Raw genomic sequence first — 16,613 nt, forward strand, 5'->3', positions numbered from 1 at the left:
TTATCTCTTTTTTTAGCAGGAAACAGATTTTCAGAGTTCCTTCATTCTGCTTCCTGCTTTTTTATTATACCATCATATCAGCACAATTGGAACTTGCGAAGGCAAAGGGCTTAGCTTTAAAAACATATCCCATTCCCAGAATATATCCCATTGCGTCTTTCAAGGCAACATTGGATTTGAAATCCGGGTCGGTATTAATGTCTGCGTGTACCTCCATTTCCACACCATAAGTATCCAACACAGAACAGATAGCGTATGCAATTTCAACGGATTTGTTTACCTCATTCAACATTCGCTCTTTGATACTGATATTCTGTATTTCTCTTTCTTTTCTAATAAAGGTAAACGCTCCTTTTCCTTCACGAATAAACACTACTGCCGTAGCATAGTTGATGGCATCTCCGTATACATGGGAATCTGATCCCACACACACTTTAAGACGGTGTCCGTCTGCCTGTTCGCGGATAATGGCTTTTTCTACCAGCTGTGTAATAGAGTCCTGGAAAATTTTTCCATTCATATTCTGCCATGTTTGTTGTTGCGTTTCCATTTTTTCTACATGTTTTAAATTTTGTTTTAAATTATTTCTTAAACGATGAATCGTCGTTATTTAAATTCATTATCGACTATTCATTTTTTGCACTCCGAACCGGACTCGAACCAGTACTATCAGTTTTGGAGACTGAGATGCTACCATTACAATATCGGAGTAAATAAGGTTGATTCATCAGGACTCGAACCTGAACAACAAGAGTCAAAGTCTTGTGTGCTGACCAATTACACTATGAATGAGAGTAATTCATGAGTAATAAGTAATGCGTAATGAACAATGTTTAAACAAGTCAGGGATCAATACGCATTGTACATTACTTATCATTCATGTTTTTGTGGAACAGACAGGAATTGAACCTGTACCTCTAGTTTTTCAGACTAGCGTGCAACACCTTGTACACCACTCTTCCTGATATTATAAGTAATGAGTAATTGGTTATGAGTAATATGACAATCTTCTGTCAGTATCATTACTCACTACTCATTATTTCTATTCTAGTACGGAAAGAGGGATTCGAACCCCCAGAAGCCTGATCCTAAATCAGGAGTGTCTACCATTCCACCATTCCCGCAGTTTTTATAAGTAATCATTACTGTTTTTCATGAGTACTTATTATTTTAGGTTTGAGAAAGCTCTGTCTATATTTATAAACTATGCCTGCTTTTGTTTGAAAGATCTTCTGCTCTTGACAAACCTTTCTCATTGCCTAATTCTACTATTCATTTTTTGATGTTCAGAAAAAAAGGCTGTCATTATTTTTATTGACTAAAGATCTTCTGCGCTCGACAGACCTTTTTTCTCTTCTCTTATTTTTTGTGAATGATAACTGGCCAATTCATTTTTTACATTTGAACTTTCATGGTATTATTATCAATTCAATATTGACCAGTAGTTCATTCACATTTGTACTCTATAAGGGAATCGAACCCTTGTTTTCTGCTCGAAAGGCAGGCGTCCTGACCGTTAGACGAATAGAGCAATAAAAACCAACCGACTAGGAATCGAACCTAAACAACAAGAGTACATTTCCTGCATGCTGCCATTACATTATCAGTAGGTATGGTGGAAGTAGTAGGATTCGAACCTACTCAGCAATGAAGCAACAGATTTACAGTCTGCCCCGACTCTCCAACTTCGGCGTACTTCCGGATTTCACGAGTTATTAATAATTTTTACTATCAACTCATTTCCCTGTTTTAAAAAGAAAAGGTCTGTCTTTATTGAATGTTTAATTAAAGATCTTCTGCGCTCGACAGCCTTTTTCTTTCTTAATAAAGGATTATAGAGATGGTTATGGGATTCAAACCCACTCAGCTTATGCAACGGTTTTGCAGACCGCCCCGACTCTTCCACTTCGGCGAACCATCAGGTTATTAGTTTTCAATGATCATTAACAGATGATTTACCTGTAATCATTTCAACCTTCATTTATTGTCATTCCTATAAAAAATAAAGCCTGTCTTATTTTTTTAGTTTGATGTAAGAACTTCTGCGCTTGACAAACTTTATTTTTACCTAAAATTTTATAAATGATATGTTTTACTTTCTAACTGTTTTCATTGAGATCAAGAAAAGTTTGTCTGTTTTTCTGTGTTTGGTGTAAAGATCTTCTGCTCTTGACAAACTTTTATTTTTCTCGTGAAACAATTAACATTTAGTTACCTGCGATTCTGGAAAGATTCGAACTTTCAACTTCCGGTTTAACAGACCGGTGCTCTACCATTGAGCTACAAAATCTTTTGTAATTTCGGAAGGACTCGAACCTTCAACCTTCGGCTTATGAAACCGATACTCTAACCACTTGAGCTACGAAATCTTCTGTATTCCATAAGGGAGTCGAACCCTTGTCGTTCGGTAGAAAGCCGAATGCACTTACCACTATGCTAATGGAACGTATAGTCTGAAAAGCAAGATTCGAACTTGCGACCTCCTGCGTCCAAGGCAGGTAAACAACCACCGTTATCTTTCCAGTTTTGCAGATTCACTTCAACATTCTGTTCCGGGAGACAGCCGGAGCTTACTTTTCTATGAATCTTTGCGGTCTATGCGAGAATCGAACTCGCAGTGCCCAAGAGACAGTCGGGCAGGTTAGCCATTACCTCAATAGACCTTTTATTGTAGTTCCGACAGGATTCGAACCTGTAACCCTGGGTTTAGAAAACCCATGCTCTATCCCATTGAGCCACGGAACTGTTTGTAATCCCAGAAGGACTTGAACCTTCAACCTTCGACGTATCAGGCCGACGCTCTAACCAATTGAGCTATGGGATCTTATATTTTGGGGTATCTCCGGGGATCGAACCCTGTTCTCCGGTTCCACAGACCGGCGCTTTACCAAATAAGCTAGAGAAACCATAAAAAAAGCGCCTCTTTTTGGGAGGCGCTTCATATATTTTAACGTAAGAGATCATTAGCTGACCCACGTATATAAGCACCTTTCATCCACAATTTCACTATCAAGAATACACAGCATCCCTGTCGGCTCTTGTCCGAATAGTCTTGAATATTGATTGAATATGTTATGAAATTGTTTCATTTTATTTTTGTTTGTTTCTAAATTATTTTTAATTGAATCCTGAAAACCTGTTGCTTTCAATTTTCGGTTGCAAAGTAAATATGATTTTTTTTAACTCGCAAATAAATTTTTAAATCAACTATTTGAAAATCAATAAGTTAAATTATGTTTTTAGAATAGAGGATTACTGTCCACAATATTTTGTGGATATCTTAAATACCTAAATGACTGTCTCTCATCGGGTTACTTATCACTCTTTTTTATCGTATTAAAATTTCATTGTTTATTAAAAAATTTTCATGTTTATGGTTATTTTTTTTCATTCTAAATAATTTCTGACCTAAAAAACAAAAAACGCCTCGAAAAATCGAGGCGTTTCTGTCGTATTTTGATTAATTTTTTACAAGTTTACAGTAAATAATTTCCAAAGTCAGCACATTTCGCCTCATTCCATATCGTCCATTCATACCCGAATAATCCTTTATTAGAAGGACTTCCGAATAGTTCTGCATTGATATGTGCTCTTTGTATTGTCATAATTTTCTGGTGCAAAGATAAATCTTTTTTGTAATTATTTTACTATTTCTACAATAGGAGGAGATAAAACGGTTTGTTTCTAAGTCCTTTCTATAGCGGAATTTCTGGCTTCGTATATAAAATATCATTCATCAGTTTCTTCATCAAAATCTTCAAGGTTTTTGAATAAATTTCCCTGGTAATCGTATAAACTTTTATATTCTGAAGTTGCAATAACAACCACTTCTTTAGCTTCTGTTAAGGACAAAGTTGGGAACATATTCTTAATTTCTTTTATAACATATAATGAAGTTGCTCCTTTGGATGTCATTTCAGCGACAATCTCCAAAGGGGTTTTATCATTATATTTAAAGTGAAGGTATTTTTTCGTATTATCTATTTCCATTTTTTACTTTTGTATGCTATCTGTAACAATCCGCAAGTTCTTTTAATTTCTGAACATTTTGTTCCTGCTTGTTTTAAATCTGGAAATATCTTTAAGGATTACCTCATCGTCAGGATTGAAGTATTTCAATTCATTCACAATTTCTGATCTTGACGCTACTTTTTCGGCGATGATTTCGTAAGCAATACTTCTGGCAGCTTCCTGTAGTTTTACATCTTTTTTAAATTCATATTTCATTGCTTCCAGATAGGTGATCTTTTTGTAGTCGGGAGTTTTTTCATATAAATGATGAATTTCTGTTTTCAGCTCGTTGATATCAAAAATATTAGCGAAATAATTATTCAGACAGTTGAATGCGTCTTTATCTTCTTCCCAGCCTTTCAGAAGTATTTGTTGAGCTTCCGGTATTTTCTCCATTTTTTTACGATAGATTAAGGAAGCTTTTACCATCTGATTATTGGCTGTATAGTCATCTACAACCATTTGATAATAGGTATGGGCATTTTTAAGATCATTGATTTCTTTATACAGATCGCCTACCTTTTCTTTCTGCTCCATTTCTTTGTAAAGGTCGATGGCTTTTTTGTATTGCCTGGCCTTTTCATAGCAGATAGCAGCGTCGGATTTGTTTTTTAGTTTTTTTAGGTAAATAACAGCTGCTTCATTATAAAATCTGCCGTCTTCCAATGTTCTGGCTCCTCTGTAATAATCTTTCAGAAGGTTGATGTATACTTTTGCTGCTCTTTTATAATCTTTTTCAGCTATATATTTTTCGGCAAGATCTTCATATTGGCTTCTGATTTTATCAAACAACGAAGATTCTATATAAAAATTTCCACCGCCGGCCCTACTTCTTCCGCCGCCGGAACTTTGATCTTTCTCCTTATCTTCCAAAAGGGTAAGAACCACGAAAATGATTAAAGCCACAATTATAAAAATCACCAAAGTTCCAATAACACTCCAGAAACTCTGATGGAAAAGCTGTGCTAAAATACCGATGACCTTTATGACCGCCAAAATAAAAAATGCGGCCACGAATTTATCTATAAACTTCTGCCTATTCATCTTTATCAGTTTTTAAAATGGTTTTATCTTCGCTAAAAAGACGGTAAAGAAGTAATATAACGCAGATTATGAGAATCCATACAAACCAGTTGTAGCCGAACATTTCGATCAAAGGATAGAATATATACAATAGCATCCCAACCAGTACAACGATAAGAAAAAGTTTAATTCCCCTGGGTACATTCGCTCCGCCAATATTTAAAGATTTTCTTTTTACGATAAAAGAATACAATCCTACAACGCCCGTCATGAAAATGATTAACCAAATAATTTCTGAAAAAGAAATATCCTGTTTTGAGTAAGGTTTTTCTTTTCCAAATGTTTTTACTTTATGGGCTTTATTGGGATCAACAGGAGGTTCTACATTTTCTTTTGTACCATAAATTTTTCCTAAAGAATCTTCCACCAATACCTGTTTCCTCTTCAGAATGGTTTTTACAACTCCCTGGTCGGCAGGCTTTCCTGAGCTTATCTTATTAAGAGAATCGGTAATTTTTTTCTTATATTTTTCTTCAGTTTGAGCTAAATACTTTACAATCTTTTTGCGGTAAACTCTTCTTAAAGAATCTCTTGCCGTCGTCATTTTATGATCCAGGGAATCCACGTCTCTGGATACTTTTTCAATAGGTCTTCCCCCGTTTTTCAGATATTGTTCATAGAGATTTTCTTTACTCTTTGTATAGTATAATGCTGTTACCGCCACATGTTCATTCATCAGATGATACCTTGTTGCTCCGTACATCGAATCGACCTTCATATCAATATCCGTAACTCCCGATTGATAAGCCACAATAGGTTTTATCATATCTTTACTTATATCCGAAACTTGTTCTGATGTTTCAAAAGGTATTGTTTTGTCAGAGTCCTTTTTATTGAAATACATAAAGAGCCTGGCTAAGCCGATAACAATTAAAAAGACCCAAAATATCCAACGGTATTTTTGAGAATAGGTTGAATCTGAGCGACCGTCTGAATCACCACCGAATAATTTTCCAAGCCATGAATCCTGAAATTTAAATTTTCCAAAACCATCTCCTCTTGAAGTTCCCATAATATCTAGCGGAACTCCCAATTCTACAGCTCTGTCAGGGTATTTTTCAATATATTTTAAATACTTTTCAATCTCTTTTTTATTGCCTGCCATTACTTTTTTGAGGTCAAAAGGAAGATTTTTCATCCATTCTTCTTCTGTTTGTGGAGATTGTAGTGCCTGAAGAACTTTTTCATCATCCATCTCCACAGTATAGCTTTCTATTTTCTCGGGAACAGAAACACCGTTCAGAGGTTTTCTGATATTGGCTTCTATTTTTCCGGGTTCCTCTACCAAAGCCAGCCAATCAATTTCATCTGATAGCTTTACCAATCCAAAGTCGGGATGCATAATAATGAAAGAAGAGTCCAGCTGTTCCCAGTCTTCAGGATTGATCTTAGGATAAAAAGTGGTATTTTCAGGAATAAAGAAACGGTTATCTACACATTGGAAGTAAGCATTTCTTCCAATTTCCTGAGGAGCCAGATTATCAAAAATAAGAAAACAGCCATATAGCTCATTGGGTATATTAGCGGGAATGGGAAAAGATTTCACGGCATTCAGGCTGATCCCAAGATTTTCCATTTCCTGAAGCCATACCCATGGTGAGGAACTTTTAATCAAAAGCCCCTTTCTGGGATAATTATTTTTGGGGAAAGGTTGTATTCTAAGTTCCATAATCCAAAATCTGCTGTATAAATGCTTCTAAAAACCGGGTATACATTTCTTCAATAGGTCTCACTTTCAATAAAGTATGTTCCGGCAGATAATATTCTGTTCCTCCAAATTCGTTATGAGTGGCCAAAGATAAGAGGCCAAATGTAGTGGACGGAATAAAAAACTCTTCAATTCCTTTATTGCTGCTTCTGAAAGTCAACATTCCACGGTTGTCGGCAATAATTTCGCTTCCATCAGGAAAGGTAAATTTATTTTTGCTCTGCTCTGCTAAGATTTTCATCTCCCACTCGTTCTTATAAAGGTTCAATGAATTCTTAGAGGTATTTTCCAGCTCATTTCCGGAAATAACGATATTATGGTTTTCATTAATTCCTATATTATAAAAATTGCTGATAATTTTCAAACCGCTGCCGTTCAGTTTTGCAACTTCCAGGTCAAATTTTTCACAGCTTTTCTCCAGTCCTCTGTTTCTCTCGGAAATCAATTCCAAGGAAACATTCCCGTCCATATTAATTTTATAATACTCAGGGTTGGCAAGGTAATACAGGTAGAAATTCTTACTAAAATAGACCAGCTTGTAAGAACTGGAAAGATTCAGTCCTGTAAGGTTCTGTTCTGAATATTCTTTTGTGTTCAGATTAAGCTTTGATATTAATTTTTTATCAGGCTGATACTGACAAAGTATATAATGCTGCTGTTTATTTCTTGCCAGGGCAAACTGTCCGCTTCGTCTCAGAGATATATTTTCAAACAAAACTTCACAACCATGATAAGTTTTATAGTACTCATAGGAATACCTGTCATAATAATTATCTGAAAGGTAAGTCTTGAGCAGCTGCTTTTTCGAAGTCAGAATAAAAAACTCGCCTTCATATAGAAAATGAGCAATCTTACCCTTCGGAGTTGGGAATAAAAGTGGGTAATTGAGCGGAAAATCGGTTTTCTTGCCGCTGAAATTGCCTGCCACATTCCTCTGTTTAGGTGGATTGGCCCATAACTCCTGAAGTGGAAGTTTTATTCTCTGAATATGTTTTCTTGCTCCTTTATGATGTTTATAAAAATTCATTTCTCCATCAGAAGCAGTGGTTATCAGAAATTTGAGTCGGTCTCTGTTTTCATGAATAATTTTCTGAAGGTTGTTCTCCGCAAGATTTTCATGATTCGTAATAAAAAAAACTTCAATGTCTTTTTGTGAATGTTCTTCGTTGAAAAACTTTTCCAGCGCTTTCGAAACTTCCAGTACAGGACTTACCTGATTCAGGCTTTCGATCACTTCTTCTACTTTATCTAAGGAAATCGGAGTTCCTGTCTGGCCCAACGCAAAGACTTTACATTCCGAATGGGCTTTGGGATGTTTAATCACAGCAATTGCTGATGCAAAGGCCAACACTTTCGGAGTTCCCCAGTTTCTAAGAGAAGTATCGATCAGGATAATTCTTTCAAAAATATTTTCTTCCGGTGGTATTTCTCTTTGAATGTAGAGCGCTTCATTATTGGCAACCCTGTTCATGAATACTTCATCCTCATTGGCAAATTCAGAGAGAAGCATCCTGTTGAAATCTCCTTTATTGGTCATATCTGAGATTCCTCCAATAGGCTGTTCTCCCGGAGAGAGATGTCGCATAGGAATTTTGAGTCCGCTCCATATTCTTTTGATAAGGCTTCCTACCTGAAATGTCTTGGGCTCTTCTACCAATTCTTTGATGAAGTCATTATCGGTATCAGCAGTCGCTTCTTCTTCCACGACTTCATCATCAATTTCCGGTTCTTTCACAAGACCTTTCATCGCATCAATGATAGACTGAACGGTGGGAAAGACTTCATTTTTGTTCAGAATTTTAAGATCCTTATATATAATGGATGAAGTTGCTGTTTTTTTCTCAGCGCTTTCGGCAAGCTCATAAGGTCTTTTATAATACCTGTTCAAAATCGTTTCTGCCTGAGCTGAAGTTATTTTGGAATCTCTGCCTAATAGTGTCTCCAGCAGAATAATTCTGTTTTGACCTTGTTTATAAACATTAGGGAGTTTTTTTATTTTCTCGAGGAATTCAATTGCTTCTTCCGTATCAAAATCCAGATCGGCTGTTCTGTAAAAATCGGCGGTGCGTCTTAAGGGTTCTGCAAAATCAGTATAACCGTCCTGCATAGCATATAAAACCATCATCAAGGCCCCAAATGGAGGCCATCCGTGCAGCTGAAGCTCTTTAAGGATTTCTATTACATAGGGTCTATAAGCAATTGCCCCTACTCCAGGGATGGAGAGGAGATTATTTTCATGATATCCGGCATCACCGGGAACATCTTCATCGGTTTTCCATTCCCAGAAATAATTTTCATAAGACTGGAAGTATTCCTTTAGTTCCATTCTGTTGATTTTTCAGTAAGACGGAATGAACTGATAGAAAGTGGTCGGAAATCTGAGTTTTTTATGGAAAGACATTTTCCATTTTCATCCCATAAAAGCCATCCGTCTGATTCACTGTTATATTTTTGTTGTAATAGCGCACTTAGATTCTTAAACTCAAAATCCAGTCCGGCAGGTAACAAATGTTTATTGCTTGCCCAGAATGTTTTTCCCGGAAGACTTAATAATGGGGTTCCCAGAAATAAAGCTTTCTCTCCAATGATCACCCATCGTATTTTTTCGAGTTTAAACTTTGGTATTGCAACCATGCTTTCTTTAATATCGGCTATTGAAGACAATAATGCAATTACGGGCTGCTCTTCATGACTTTCTGTAAGGTTGATCTGAACTTTTTCATGGATCCCGAAATAATTATTGTTGGATATCGGGAGCGTCAGTTTCAAAGCCTTATCAATGGATACCCACAGCAATGCCGTTCTCATCTTTTTGCTGGGCACCAATGCATCCTTTCTGAATAAAAGATTTTCACGAAGCTCATACAGGACAAAATCCGGAAGCTGATGTATTTCCGAAGATTCCGATTGTTCTTCTGTAAATCCTTTCAGCCAGATTGTCTCATCATCCAAAGCAATCTGAATGTTTTTCCAGTCCCGGATGGATCCCAGATAGTCTTCTCCCGAACGGGGAAGTTCTGCCCAAAATTCTTTTATATGCTTTGAAGGATTTTCTGCCATAAGCTTTCAATTTCCTGTTGAATGTATTGTTTCTGTTCAGGGTTTCTGATCCAGTCACAACGGGTTTGCAGATATCTCAGTTTATCTTTGATCACGTTTTGTTCCTCGAAGCTCAACGCTCCTGTATTCCATTTATCCACAAGAATTTTCACATCTTTCATTACTTCTTCCGGATTGGGAGTTTTGTTCTGCATGGCCTGAGGATGAGACCTTGGATGATCATCTTTTTCGATGGTTCTGTTGATAATTCCTTCAAGAATTTCAATCTGCTCTTCTGTGTCCCAGATATGCTTCAGTACCCAAAGGTCTGAAAGTACCGCTTCACTTCTTCCGCAAATTAAAGCACTGGCTGCAATCAGATTCTGCAGCTTCACTGCTCTACGGTCAGAGATTGCGATGCCTGTATTTCTCAGACTCATAATGGTATTCAGATATACTTCATAAATAGGTTTAAGATCTACCGTTTTACACAAGTTCTGAAGTTCTTTTATTTCCCCGGCATGAATTTCCGGAATTTCGGTTTCTTCTTCATTTTCTAGTTTTCTTCCTGCGAGAAGAACCTGATGCAATAGTTCAGGATTTACGTAATCAACATTGATTCTCACCAGAAAGCGGTCGAATAAAGCATTCAAAGCTTCATCTTCTGGAAGAACGTTACTTGCTCCCACAAACATTAGTGCGGGAAGATGCTTGGTTTCTTTTCCTCTTTTAAATATTTTCTCGTTGAGAGCCATCAACAGGGAGTTCAAAATGGCAGAATTCGCATTGAAAATCTCATCCAGAAATACCAAAGACGCTTCCGGCATCATTCCTTCGGTATTGGTAAGAAGTTCTCCTTCTTTAAGTTTTCTTATATCAAAAGGGCCGAAAATCTCGTTGGGTTCTGTAAAACGGGTTAACAGGTATTCAAAGTTTTTACCATCTTTTACTGTTTTGGCCAGTGTTCTTACGATAGCCGATTTTGCGGTTCCCGGAGGTCCGTACAAAAACACGTTTTCTCTTGCCAGAAGGCAGATTCCCAATAAGTCTACTACATCATTTTTGCCTACGAAGGTATCTTTTACGTAGGTCAGAACCGTATTTAGTTTATGAATATTTTGAGTCATTGATTTTATTCGGTTATTATTTTTAATTCTCTCCAGAAAGCATCTTTATGCAATCCGAATTCTGCAATAAGCAGTTTATTGATGAACGGAATTTCCGCCAGTTTATAATCTTTTTTATGAACAATTCTTTCCAGATAGAGTTTACGGTAAGTTTTGTCTTTAAGTTCTTCTTCCCAGTTTATCTTTTCAGGATCAAAATCGAAATCATATCCAATTCCTGAATAATGAAAAACGGACAGAATATCTTCAAGTATTTTTATGAGTTCGTCTTCCGGATCTACGTCATTTAAAGCAATGATGATCTGAGGTAAAAATCTCAGTGAAAGATCTGCCGACAATATTGATGGAACATCTCTGCGACCTTTAAACAAAGGAATTAAAGTAGGTATGCTTTTGGTGGTATTTTCTCTGATGAGATAGAGTTGGGCACTATGGTACAGAACTTTTGCTGCCCAGACTGCTGTTTCTTTATTGCAGGTAATCTGGTCAGATAAAAATTCAAGTCTTTCTTTTTCAAATTCGGTTTCGAAATAATCCCCTACCTCCGATTCTTCTTTTGAGGAAATCTCCTGTAAGTCTGAGAAAAGGGTGATGCATTCATTTTTTCTGAGAAGAAAGATTGTATCCAAAAACGGTGATTGGTTTTCCATCATCTAACAAAAATAAAATTATTTTGTTGAGAATAAAACTTTTAATTGAAGGGATTATCAATAAAATAGTAACTGATTTATTTTTTATTACCAAACGTTGGAAAATATCATACAATAAATTTTAAAGAGATATAATTGAACACTTCCATGGAATTTAATAAAAAAACAGTTCACACCTGTGATGTGAACTGGATCAGCCAACAGGGAGTTGGACTTTGAGAATTAAACTGTATTTTATTTTTTTACGATCAATGTATTATTCAACCATCTTCTGACCGGAATGTCATAGAATTTCATGAAAAGATATGCAAAGACTATAGAAATGATAACGGTTGCAATTCCTACCCACCATGTTAGTGGTTCATTTAACGTATGTTTTCCGTTCACGGCCCAAGCCATATATACATATACCAGAGGAAAATGGGTAATATAAATAGGATAGGAAATATCACCTAAAAATTTACATAATCGATTAGCCTTTTCTCCGATCACTTTTCCGCCTGCTCCCAATAGGATCACAATCGGGAACATTATGATCAAAGTAAAGCATTCATAAAAAGCATTTTGCCAATGCGCTGTATTTCCACCTAAACGAGGAAATGCAAAAAGGAAAATAAGGAGAGCACTGGTTATTAAAAAAGCGTTTTTGGTATATTTTAGTGTTGCTGTTCTGGCAAGGAAAATCCCCATTAAGAAAGGAAAAGCGAGTCTTGTAAACCCTATTCTCATCTGAACGGCATCATCAATAGACCATCCTCCAATGAGATCTCCATTAGGATTGGTAAAAGCATAGTGAATGGTTACTCCTGCGGAAATCAATACCAAGATTCCCAATACTAGTTTTGAAGCTTTCCTTAGGAAAAGAGCATATGCTATATTGGCGATGTACTCGAAAAATAATGACCAGGCAGGTCCGTTCAGTGGATGCATTTCATTCCAGCCTCGTATATCCAGACTTTTACCTACGGGAATTACCGTCATTCCGATAAACATGACCAACAGTAATTTCCAGACCGGCGTTGTAGCAATACTGCTCCAACCTAAACCTTCAGAATATTGAAAATAAAATAAAAGAGCTCCTACTAAGGACCCTATAATAATCATAGGTTGCAATCTTACCAAACGACGGAGGAAAAAATCTTTTAAAGTCATCTGGCTCCAACGGTTGTCATAGGCATAACTGATAACATATCCCGAAAGCATAAAAAAGAAATCTACCGCCAAATATCCATGATTGATCATTTGCTGGGTGTGATCTCCATTTGAAAATGTTTCAAAAACATGGAAAAAAACGACCATAATTGCCGCTACACCACGAAGGCCATCAAGAATTTCGTAATGGGGTCTTGATTGAGAAAGATTGAAAGATTGATTCATATTGTCTTAAAATGATACAATACAAAAGTAAGATGATATTATTCGACTATATTGTCTTATATTTTTTTATCATTGTCTTATATTTACTTCATCATCCTGCTATGAAACAACAGTTAAAATATTATCCCAACAACAAAACCAACACTTTCCATTTTGATCATGTTCATATCACATGGGATCAACAGGTACCTCTTCACCAGCAGCAAACCTGGGAGTTATCTTATATTATTACAGGAAGCGGAGTAAGAACTATGGGAAACACGGTTGAGAATTTTTCAAAAGGAGAAATTATTCTTATCCCACCCAATATTCCGCACTGTTGGGCTTTTGATGAATCTGTATCTGATGACGATGGTAAAATTGAAAATGTAACAATAGTTATCGAGAATGACTTTTTGATACAGTGCAGTAGTCTATTCCCGGAGTTATCTTCGGCTATTTCCAAACTTCAAAGCAATGAAAATGCAGTATCTTTTGAGGGCGAATTATTGGACAAGCTTCAGCTTCTTATGCATTCTATGATCTGCCAAAATCCTGTTGAAAGACTTTCTTCCTTCATCCATTTATTAGAGTTGATCTCCTATTGTAAAGAAATGCATATCGTAGGAAGACCTGTTTTTGACAACAAAGAAGAAAGAACGCTCCAGGCTATCCATCTTTTTATTTTGGGAAATTTTCAGCGAAATATTACCTTACAGGAAATTTCAAAATCTGTGGGAATGCAGAAATCATCATTTTGCGTATTCTTCAAAAGAATGACAGCCCAATCTTTTTTCACCTATGTCACAGAATTCAGGATAGAATCTTCCTGCCAAATGCTGTTAAAAACAAAGCTATCTGTAGCGGAAATATGTATTGCATCTGGCTTTAACGATATTCCATATTATAACCGGGTATTTAAAAGAATAAAAAAGGTAACCCCTACACAATACCGGAAACAATTTGAAGAATAGAATCTCTTCCTAAACCTCATCTCAATTTGTTCTCCTCACAGCTTAGAAATCCAAAAGACTTATCTAAAAACGAATGTTAAAAAGTAAACTGTAGACGCTTCTCATGGCACAGTCAATCTAAAAGTTATTATCTTTGTCCATTCAAAATAACATTATGAGTATTCACATTAGTGCAAAAAAAGGTGAAATTGCCAAAGTAGTATTACAGCCGGGAGATCCTCTTCGTGCCCAGTATATTGCTGAAAATTATTTAGAAAACGCCAAACTGGTAAGCAAAACCAGAGGAATATTTTATTATACAGGTCTTTATAAAGGTAAAGAAATTACGGTGGGTGCAAGTGGAATGGGCTTCCCAAGCATCGGTATTTACTCTTTTGAGTTATTTACAGAGTATGAAGTAGAAACCATCATCAGAATCGGAACTTGTGGTGCTTACAATACAGATCTTAAGCTTTTTGATATTTTAAATATTGAAAATGCAGCCAGCGAAAGTACTTACGCAAAATATGCATGGGGAATTGAAGATGAAATCCTTTCTCACCAGGGGAATGTTTTCAACACCATCAATGAAACGTCTAAAGAACTTTCATTAGACGCTAAGGCTATCAACATTCACAGTAGTGATATTTTCTACAGAAAAGATCCTGAAACTCCGGCTATCGCTACAAAATACAACTGTCCTGCAGTAGAAATGGAAGCTTTCGGACTTTTTGCAAATGCTCAGCACTTAGGAAAAAATGCGGCAACCATTCTTACCGTAACAGATATTATCCCAACTCACGAGAAAATTTCTGCTGACGAAAGAGAAACAGCTTTAAAACCAATGATGGAGCTGGCTTTGGAGTCTGCAATAAAGAGTTTATAAAAAGTAAATAGGCTTATTATCTTTTAATCGTTACTAAGCCTTTTACAATTTTACCATAAAAAAAAGAGCTTTACTTTATCAGTAGAGCTCTTTTTTATAGTCTGAAAAAATCTCGGGCAGTTTCCATAGTCTCATCTGCCACTTCAGAAATGCTGATTTTTTTGAAATGAGCGATCGTTTGTGCCACATAGGGTAAAAATGAGGGTTCATTTCTTCTGTTCTGAGTTCTGGGCATGTTCTTCGGAAGCATAAAAGGAGCATCTGTTTCAATCATCATGCGTTCAAGAGGAACATACCTGATTACTTCTTCCAGCTGTTTAAATCTTTTTTCGTCACTGATTGCGCCTGTAAACCCAAGATAAAAACCTTTATCCAGATAAACTTTTGCTTCATTCAGCGTTCCTGTAAAGCAATGTACCACCGCTTTGGGCAGTTGAGAAAGATAATGATCGGTAATCTCGTTAAATCTTTTAAAGGCCGATCTTTCATGCAGAAAAAGTGGCTTATTGACTTCAATGGCCAATTCCAGCTGTGCCTGATAACATTTTTCCTGAACAGGTCTGGGAGAAAAATCGCGGTCAAAATCCAACCCGCACTCTCCTACCGAAATAACATGATCCTGTTTTAATAATTTCTTTAGCTCAGCAATACTTTCCTGATTAAACGATTTGGCATCATGAGGATGAATTCCAGCTGTTGAGAAAAGGATATCAGGATATTCTTCAGCAATTTCAGCAGATTCTTTACTTCCACGGACGCTTGTTCCGGTAAGAATCATCTGCTCTACTCCATTATCCAGGGCACGGTTAATAATTTCTTCGTGTTCATTATAGAACTGTTTATTGGTCAGATTAATGCCAATATCAATGTATGTATTCATTTATTATTTTATTATTTTTTCAATCATTTTCTTTAACTCCGGTAATGTTGAAGAACTGCTTTCCTTCAGGATGTTTAATGTTTTTATCCCTCTTACAATATGGTGAAAATAAGTATCATCTTCTGGATTGATAATCACAATATGTTTAGCTCTTATTTTTACCGTTTCTACAATGCCAACTGGTAATGCTGTAGAACCTGAGGTCCCGACTACAAAAAGAATATCGGTATGATCTGCAATATGATAAGCGGTATCAAAATGATAATATTTTTCATTATAAGATTCATCAAACCATAATGTATGAGGTCTTAGCCAGCTTCCACATTGGTTACACTTCAATCCGTTTTTGTCTTCTTCTGTAAGATCTTCGTCATATTCCTTTTGCTTTACACTCTCCGGGAAATCAATGGGGCCACTGCATTCTTTTGAACAGCGTACTTTCTGCTTGTTTCCGTGAATTTCATAAACTTTTTGGGTTCCTGCTCTTTGATGAAGCCCATCTACATTCTGAGTAATAAGCTTAAATCTGTCACCTAACAGCTTTTCTATTTCAGTCAATGCAAGATGTCCTTCATTAGGTTGAGCCTCGGCTATCAGCTTTTTCCAGAAAAGATTATACTGCCAAACTTCTTCGGTTTCTTTACTGAAATATTTGAACGTTCCAAATTCTTCAGGGCGATGGTATTTCGTTCCTTTAATCCATATTCCATCTATGGAACGGTAGGTAGGAAGTCCGCTTTCTGCTGAAATTCCGGCCCCGGTAAGAAAGGTAATATACCCTTGCTTTTCTTTGATGATTGTATTTAAAATTGATTGTAACTCTTCCATGATTTTAGTTTTTAAAAAACAGAAACAAACCGGGATCGAACCGGCAACTCTTCAACTTATTGGAATGTTTTTCCTATTAAACTATTGTTTCT

Annotated in this window: 14 protein-coding genes and 16 tRNA genes; 2 read left to right on the forward strand and 28 right to left on the reverse strand. The window is 36.4% G+C overall.

The annotated features are described in order from the left end of the window. Positions 1-64: 64 nt before the first annotated feature. The 25 genes from ACQ76T_RS21110 to ACQ76T_RS21230 form a co-directional block, all read right to left on the reverse strand. Complete coding sequence (locus ACQ76T_RS21110) at positions 65-550, reverse strand: ribonuclease H-like YkuK family protein (RefSeq protein ID WP_422694903.1); 486 nt, start codon at positions 548-550, stop codon at positions 65-67. Between the two features lie 90 nt (positions 551-640). After that, a tRNA-Trp gene (locus ACQ76T_RS21115) sits at positions 641-711 on the reverse strand. A gap of 8 nt (positions 712-719) precedes the next feature. Then, positions 720-790: transfer RNA gene (locus tag ACQ76T_RS21120), tRNA-Gln, on the reverse strand. 98 nt (positions 791-888) lie between these two features. Next, positions 889-962, reverse strand: a tRNA-Phe gene (locus ACQ76T_RS21125). Positions 963-1,051: 89 nt separating this feature from the next. Continuing rightward, a tRNA-Leu gene (locus ACQ76T_RS21130) sits at positions 1,052-1,124 on the reverse strand. A 335-nt stretch (positions 1,125-1,459) separates the two neighbouring features. Continuing rightward, positions 1,460-1,531 (reverse strand) — tRNA-Glu (locus ACQ76T_RS21135). An 82-nt stretch (positions 1,532-1,613) separates the two neighbouring features. After that, positions 1,614-1,700 (reverse strand) — tRNA-Tyr (locus ACQ76T_RS21140). Between the two features lie 138 nt (positions 1,701-1,838). After that, a tRNA-Cys gene (locus ACQ76T_RS21145) sits at positions 1,839-1,920 on the reverse strand. 298 nt (positions 1,921-2,218) lie between these two features. Further along, positions 2,219-2,290: transfer RNA gene (locus tag ACQ76T_RS21150), tRNA-Asn, on the reverse strand. A 5-nt stretch (positions 2,291-2,295) separates the two neighbouring features. After that, positions 2,296-2,369: transfer RNA gene (locus ACQ76T_RS21155), tRNA-Met, on the reverse strand. Positions 2,370-2,374: 5 nt separating this feature from the next. Beyond that, a tRNA-Glu gene (locus ACQ76T_RS21160) sits at positions 2,375-2,446 on the reverse strand. Between the two features lie 6 nt (positions 2,447-2,452). Further along, positions 2,453-2,524, reverse strand: a tRNA-Pro gene (locus ACQ76T_RS21165). Between the two features lie 67 nt (positions 2,525-2,591). Next, a tRNA-Asp gene (locus ACQ76T_RS21170) sits at positions 2,592-2,663 on the reverse strand. An 8-nt stretch (positions 2,664-2,671) separates the two neighbouring features. After that, positions 2,672-2,745, reverse strand: a tRNA-Arg gene (locus ACQ76T_RS21175). 5 nt (positions 2,746-2,750) lie between these two features. After that, positions 2,751-2,824, reverse strand: a tRNA-Ile gene (locus ACQ76T_RS21180). Between the two features lie 8 nt (positions 2,825-2,832). Further along, positions 2,833-2,906 (reverse strand) — tRNA-His (locus tag ACQ76T_RS21185). Positions 2,907-3,476: 570 nt separating this feature from the next. Further along, positions 3,477-3,605, reverse strand: a complete 129-nt coding sequence (locus tag ACQ76T_RS21190; RefSeq protein ID WP_422694904.1) for a penicillin-binding protein — start codon at positions 3,603-3,605, stop codon at positions 3,477-3,479. Between the two features lie 124 nt (positions 3,606-3,729). Beyond that, positions 3,730-3,990: a hypothetical protein gene (locus ACQ76T_RS21195; RefSeq protein ID WP_431345206.1), complete on the reverse strand. Its 261-nt coding sequence runs from the start codon at positions 3,988-3,990 to the stop codon at positions 3,730-3,732. Between the two features lie 42 nt (positions 3,991-4,032). Further along, positions 4,033-5,055, reverse strand: coding sequence for a hypothetical protein (locus ACQ76T_RS21200; protein ID WP_431345207.1), 1,023 nt, complete (start codon positions 5,053-5,055; stop codon positions 4,033-4,035). Then, positions 5,048-6,763, reverse strand: coding sequence for an APC family permease (locus ACQ76T_RS21205; protein WP_431345208.1), 1,716 nt, complete (start codon positions 6,761-6,763; stop codon positions 5,048-5,050). The genes ACQ76T_RS21200 and ACQ76T_RS21205 overlap by 8 nt, the downstream gene beginning before the upstream one ends. Continuing rightward, on the reverse strand, positions 6,753-9,128 hold the full coding sequence (locus ACQ76T_RS21210; protein ID WP_431345209.1) for a hypothetical protein: 2,376 nt from the start codon (positions 9,126-9,128) through the stop codon (positions 6,753-6,755). The genes ACQ76T_RS21205 and ACQ76T_RS21210 overlap by 11 nt, the downstream gene beginning before the upstream one ends. Then, the gene (locus ACQ76T_RS21215; protein ID WP_431345210.1) at positions 9,119-9,862 is read right to left on the reverse strand and encodes a hypothetical protein; all 744 of its coding nucleotides are present in this window, start codon (positions 9,860-9,862) and stop codon (positions 9,119-9,121) included. Before ACQ76T_RS21215 ends, ACQ76T_RS21210 begins: the two co-directional genes overlap by 10 nt. Continuing rightward, complete coding sequence (locus tag ACQ76T_RS21220; protein WP_431345211.1) at positions 9,835-10,968, reverse strand: AAA family ATPase; 1,134 nt, start codon at positions 10,966-10,968, stop codon at positions 9,835-9,837. Before ACQ76T_RS21220 ends, ACQ76T_RS21215 begins: the two co-directional genes overlap by 28 nt. 5 nt (positions 10,969-10,973) lie before the next feature. After that, positions 10,974-11,597, reverse strand: coding sequence for a hypothetical protein (locus ACQ76T_RS21225; protein ID WP_431345212.1), 624 nt, complete (start codon positions 11,595-11,597; stop codon positions 10,974-10,976). Positions 11,598-11,852: 255 nt separating this feature from the next. Next, complete coding sequence (locus ACQ76T_RS21230) at positions 11,853-12,995, reverse strand: acyltransferase family protein (protein ID WP_431345213.1); 1,143 nt, start codon at positions 12,993-12,995, stop codon at positions 11,853-11,855. Positions 12,996-13,096: 101 nt separating this feature from the next. Between ACQ76T_RS21230 and ACQ76T_RS21235 the strand changes: the two genes are divergently transcribed. After that, complete coding sequence (locus tag ACQ76T_RS21235; RefSeq protein WP_431345214.1) at positions 13,097-13,948, forward strand: AraC family transcriptional regulator; 852 nt, start codon at positions 13,097-13,099, stop codon at positions 13,946-13,948. Positions 13,949-14,102: 154 nt separating this feature from the next. Next, positions 14,103-14,813, forward strand: a complete 711-nt coding sequence (deoD, locus tag ACQ76T_RS21240; RefSeq protein ID WP_431345215.1) for a purine-nucleoside phosphorylase — start codon at positions 14,103-14,105, stop codon at positions 14,811-14,813. 94 nt (positions 14,814-14,907) lie between these two features. Here the strand turns inward: deoD and ACQ76T_RS21245 are convergent, their stop codons facing one another. From ACQ76T_RS21245 to ACQ76T_RS21255, 3 genes are all read right to left on the reverse strand, one after another. Then, the gene (locus tag ACQ76T_RS21245) at positions 14,908-15,693 is read right to left on the reverse strand and encodes a TatD family hydrolase (protein WP_431345216.1); all 786 of its coding nucleotides are present in this window, start codon (positions 15,691-15,693) and stop codon (positions 14,908-14,910) included. A gap of 3 nt (positions 15,694-15,696) precedes the next feature. After that, entirely contained in the window at positions 15,697-16,521 is an 825-nt protein-coding gene (locus tag ACQ76T_RS21250; RefSeq protein ID WP_431345217.1) for an SIR2 family NAD-dependent protein deacylase, read from the reverse strand. Positions 16,522-16,541: 20 nt separating this feature from the next. After that, positions 16,542-16,612: transfer RNA gene (locus tag ACQ76T_RS21255), tRNA-OTHER, on the reverse strand. Position 16,613 lies beyond the last annotated feature (1 nt).

The sequence above is a fragment of the Chryseobacterium sp. JK1 genome, assembly GCF_050632815.1.
In the GTDB taxonomy this organism is placed as follows: domain Bacteria; phylum Bacteroidota; class Bacteroidia; order Flavobacteriales; family Weeksellaceae; genus Chryseobacterium.

Bases quoted from the DNA above. Each gene is read 5' to 3' on its own strand.
- ACQ76T_RS21235 (WP_431345214.1), top strand. From the start codon at position 13,097: ATGAAACAACAGTTAAAATATTATCCCAACAACAAAACCAACACTTTC.
- deoD (WP_431345215.1), top strand. From the start codon at position 14,103: ATGAGTATTCACATTAGTGCAAAAAAAGGTGAAATTGCCAAAGTAGTA.
- ACQ76T_RS21110 (WP_422694903.1), bottom strand. From the start codon at position 550: ATGGAAACGCAACAACAAACATGGCAGAATATGAATGGAAAAATTTTC.
- ACQ76T_RS21250 (WP_431345217.1), bottom strand. From the start codon at position 16,521: ATGGAAGAGTTACAATCAATTTTAAATACAATCATCAAAGAAAAGCAA.
- ACQ76T_RS21195 (WP_431345206.1), bottom strand. From the start codon at position 3,990: ATGGAAATAGATAATACGAAAAAATACCTTCACTTTAAATATAATGAT.
- ACQ76T_RS21245 (WP_431345216.1), bottom strand. From the start codon at position 15,693: ATGAATACATACATTGATATTGGCATTAATCTGACCAATAAACAGTTC.
- ACQ76T_RS21190 (WP_422694904.1), bottom strand. From the start codon at position 3,605: ATGACAATACAAAGAGCACATATCAATGCAGAACTATTCGGAAGTCCT.
- ACQ76T_RS21205 (WP_431345208.1), bottom strand. From the start codon at position 6,763: ATGGAACTTAGAATACAACCTTTCCCCAAAAATAATTATCCCAGAAAG.
- ACQ76T_RS21210 (WP_431345209.1), bottom strand. From the start codon at position 9,128: ATGGAACTAAAGGAATACTTCCAGTCTTATGAAAATTATTTCTGGGAA.
- ACQ76T_RS21230 (WP_431345213.1), bottom strand. From the start codon at position 12,995: ATGAATCAATCTTTCAATCTTTCTCAATCAAGACCCCATTACGAAATT.
- ACQ76T_RS21200 (WP_431345207.1), bottom strand. From the start codon at position 5,055: ATGAATAGGCAGAAGTTTATAGATAAATTCGTGGCCGCATTTTTTATT.
- ACQ76T_RS21220 (WP_431345211.1), bottom strand. From the start codon at position 10,968: ATGACTCAAAATATTCATAAACTAAATACGGTTCTGACCTACGTAAAA.
- ACQ76T_RS21215 (WP_431345210.1), bottom strand. From the start codon at position 9,862: ATGGCAGAAAATCCTTCAAAGCATATAAAAGAATTTTGGGCAGAACTT.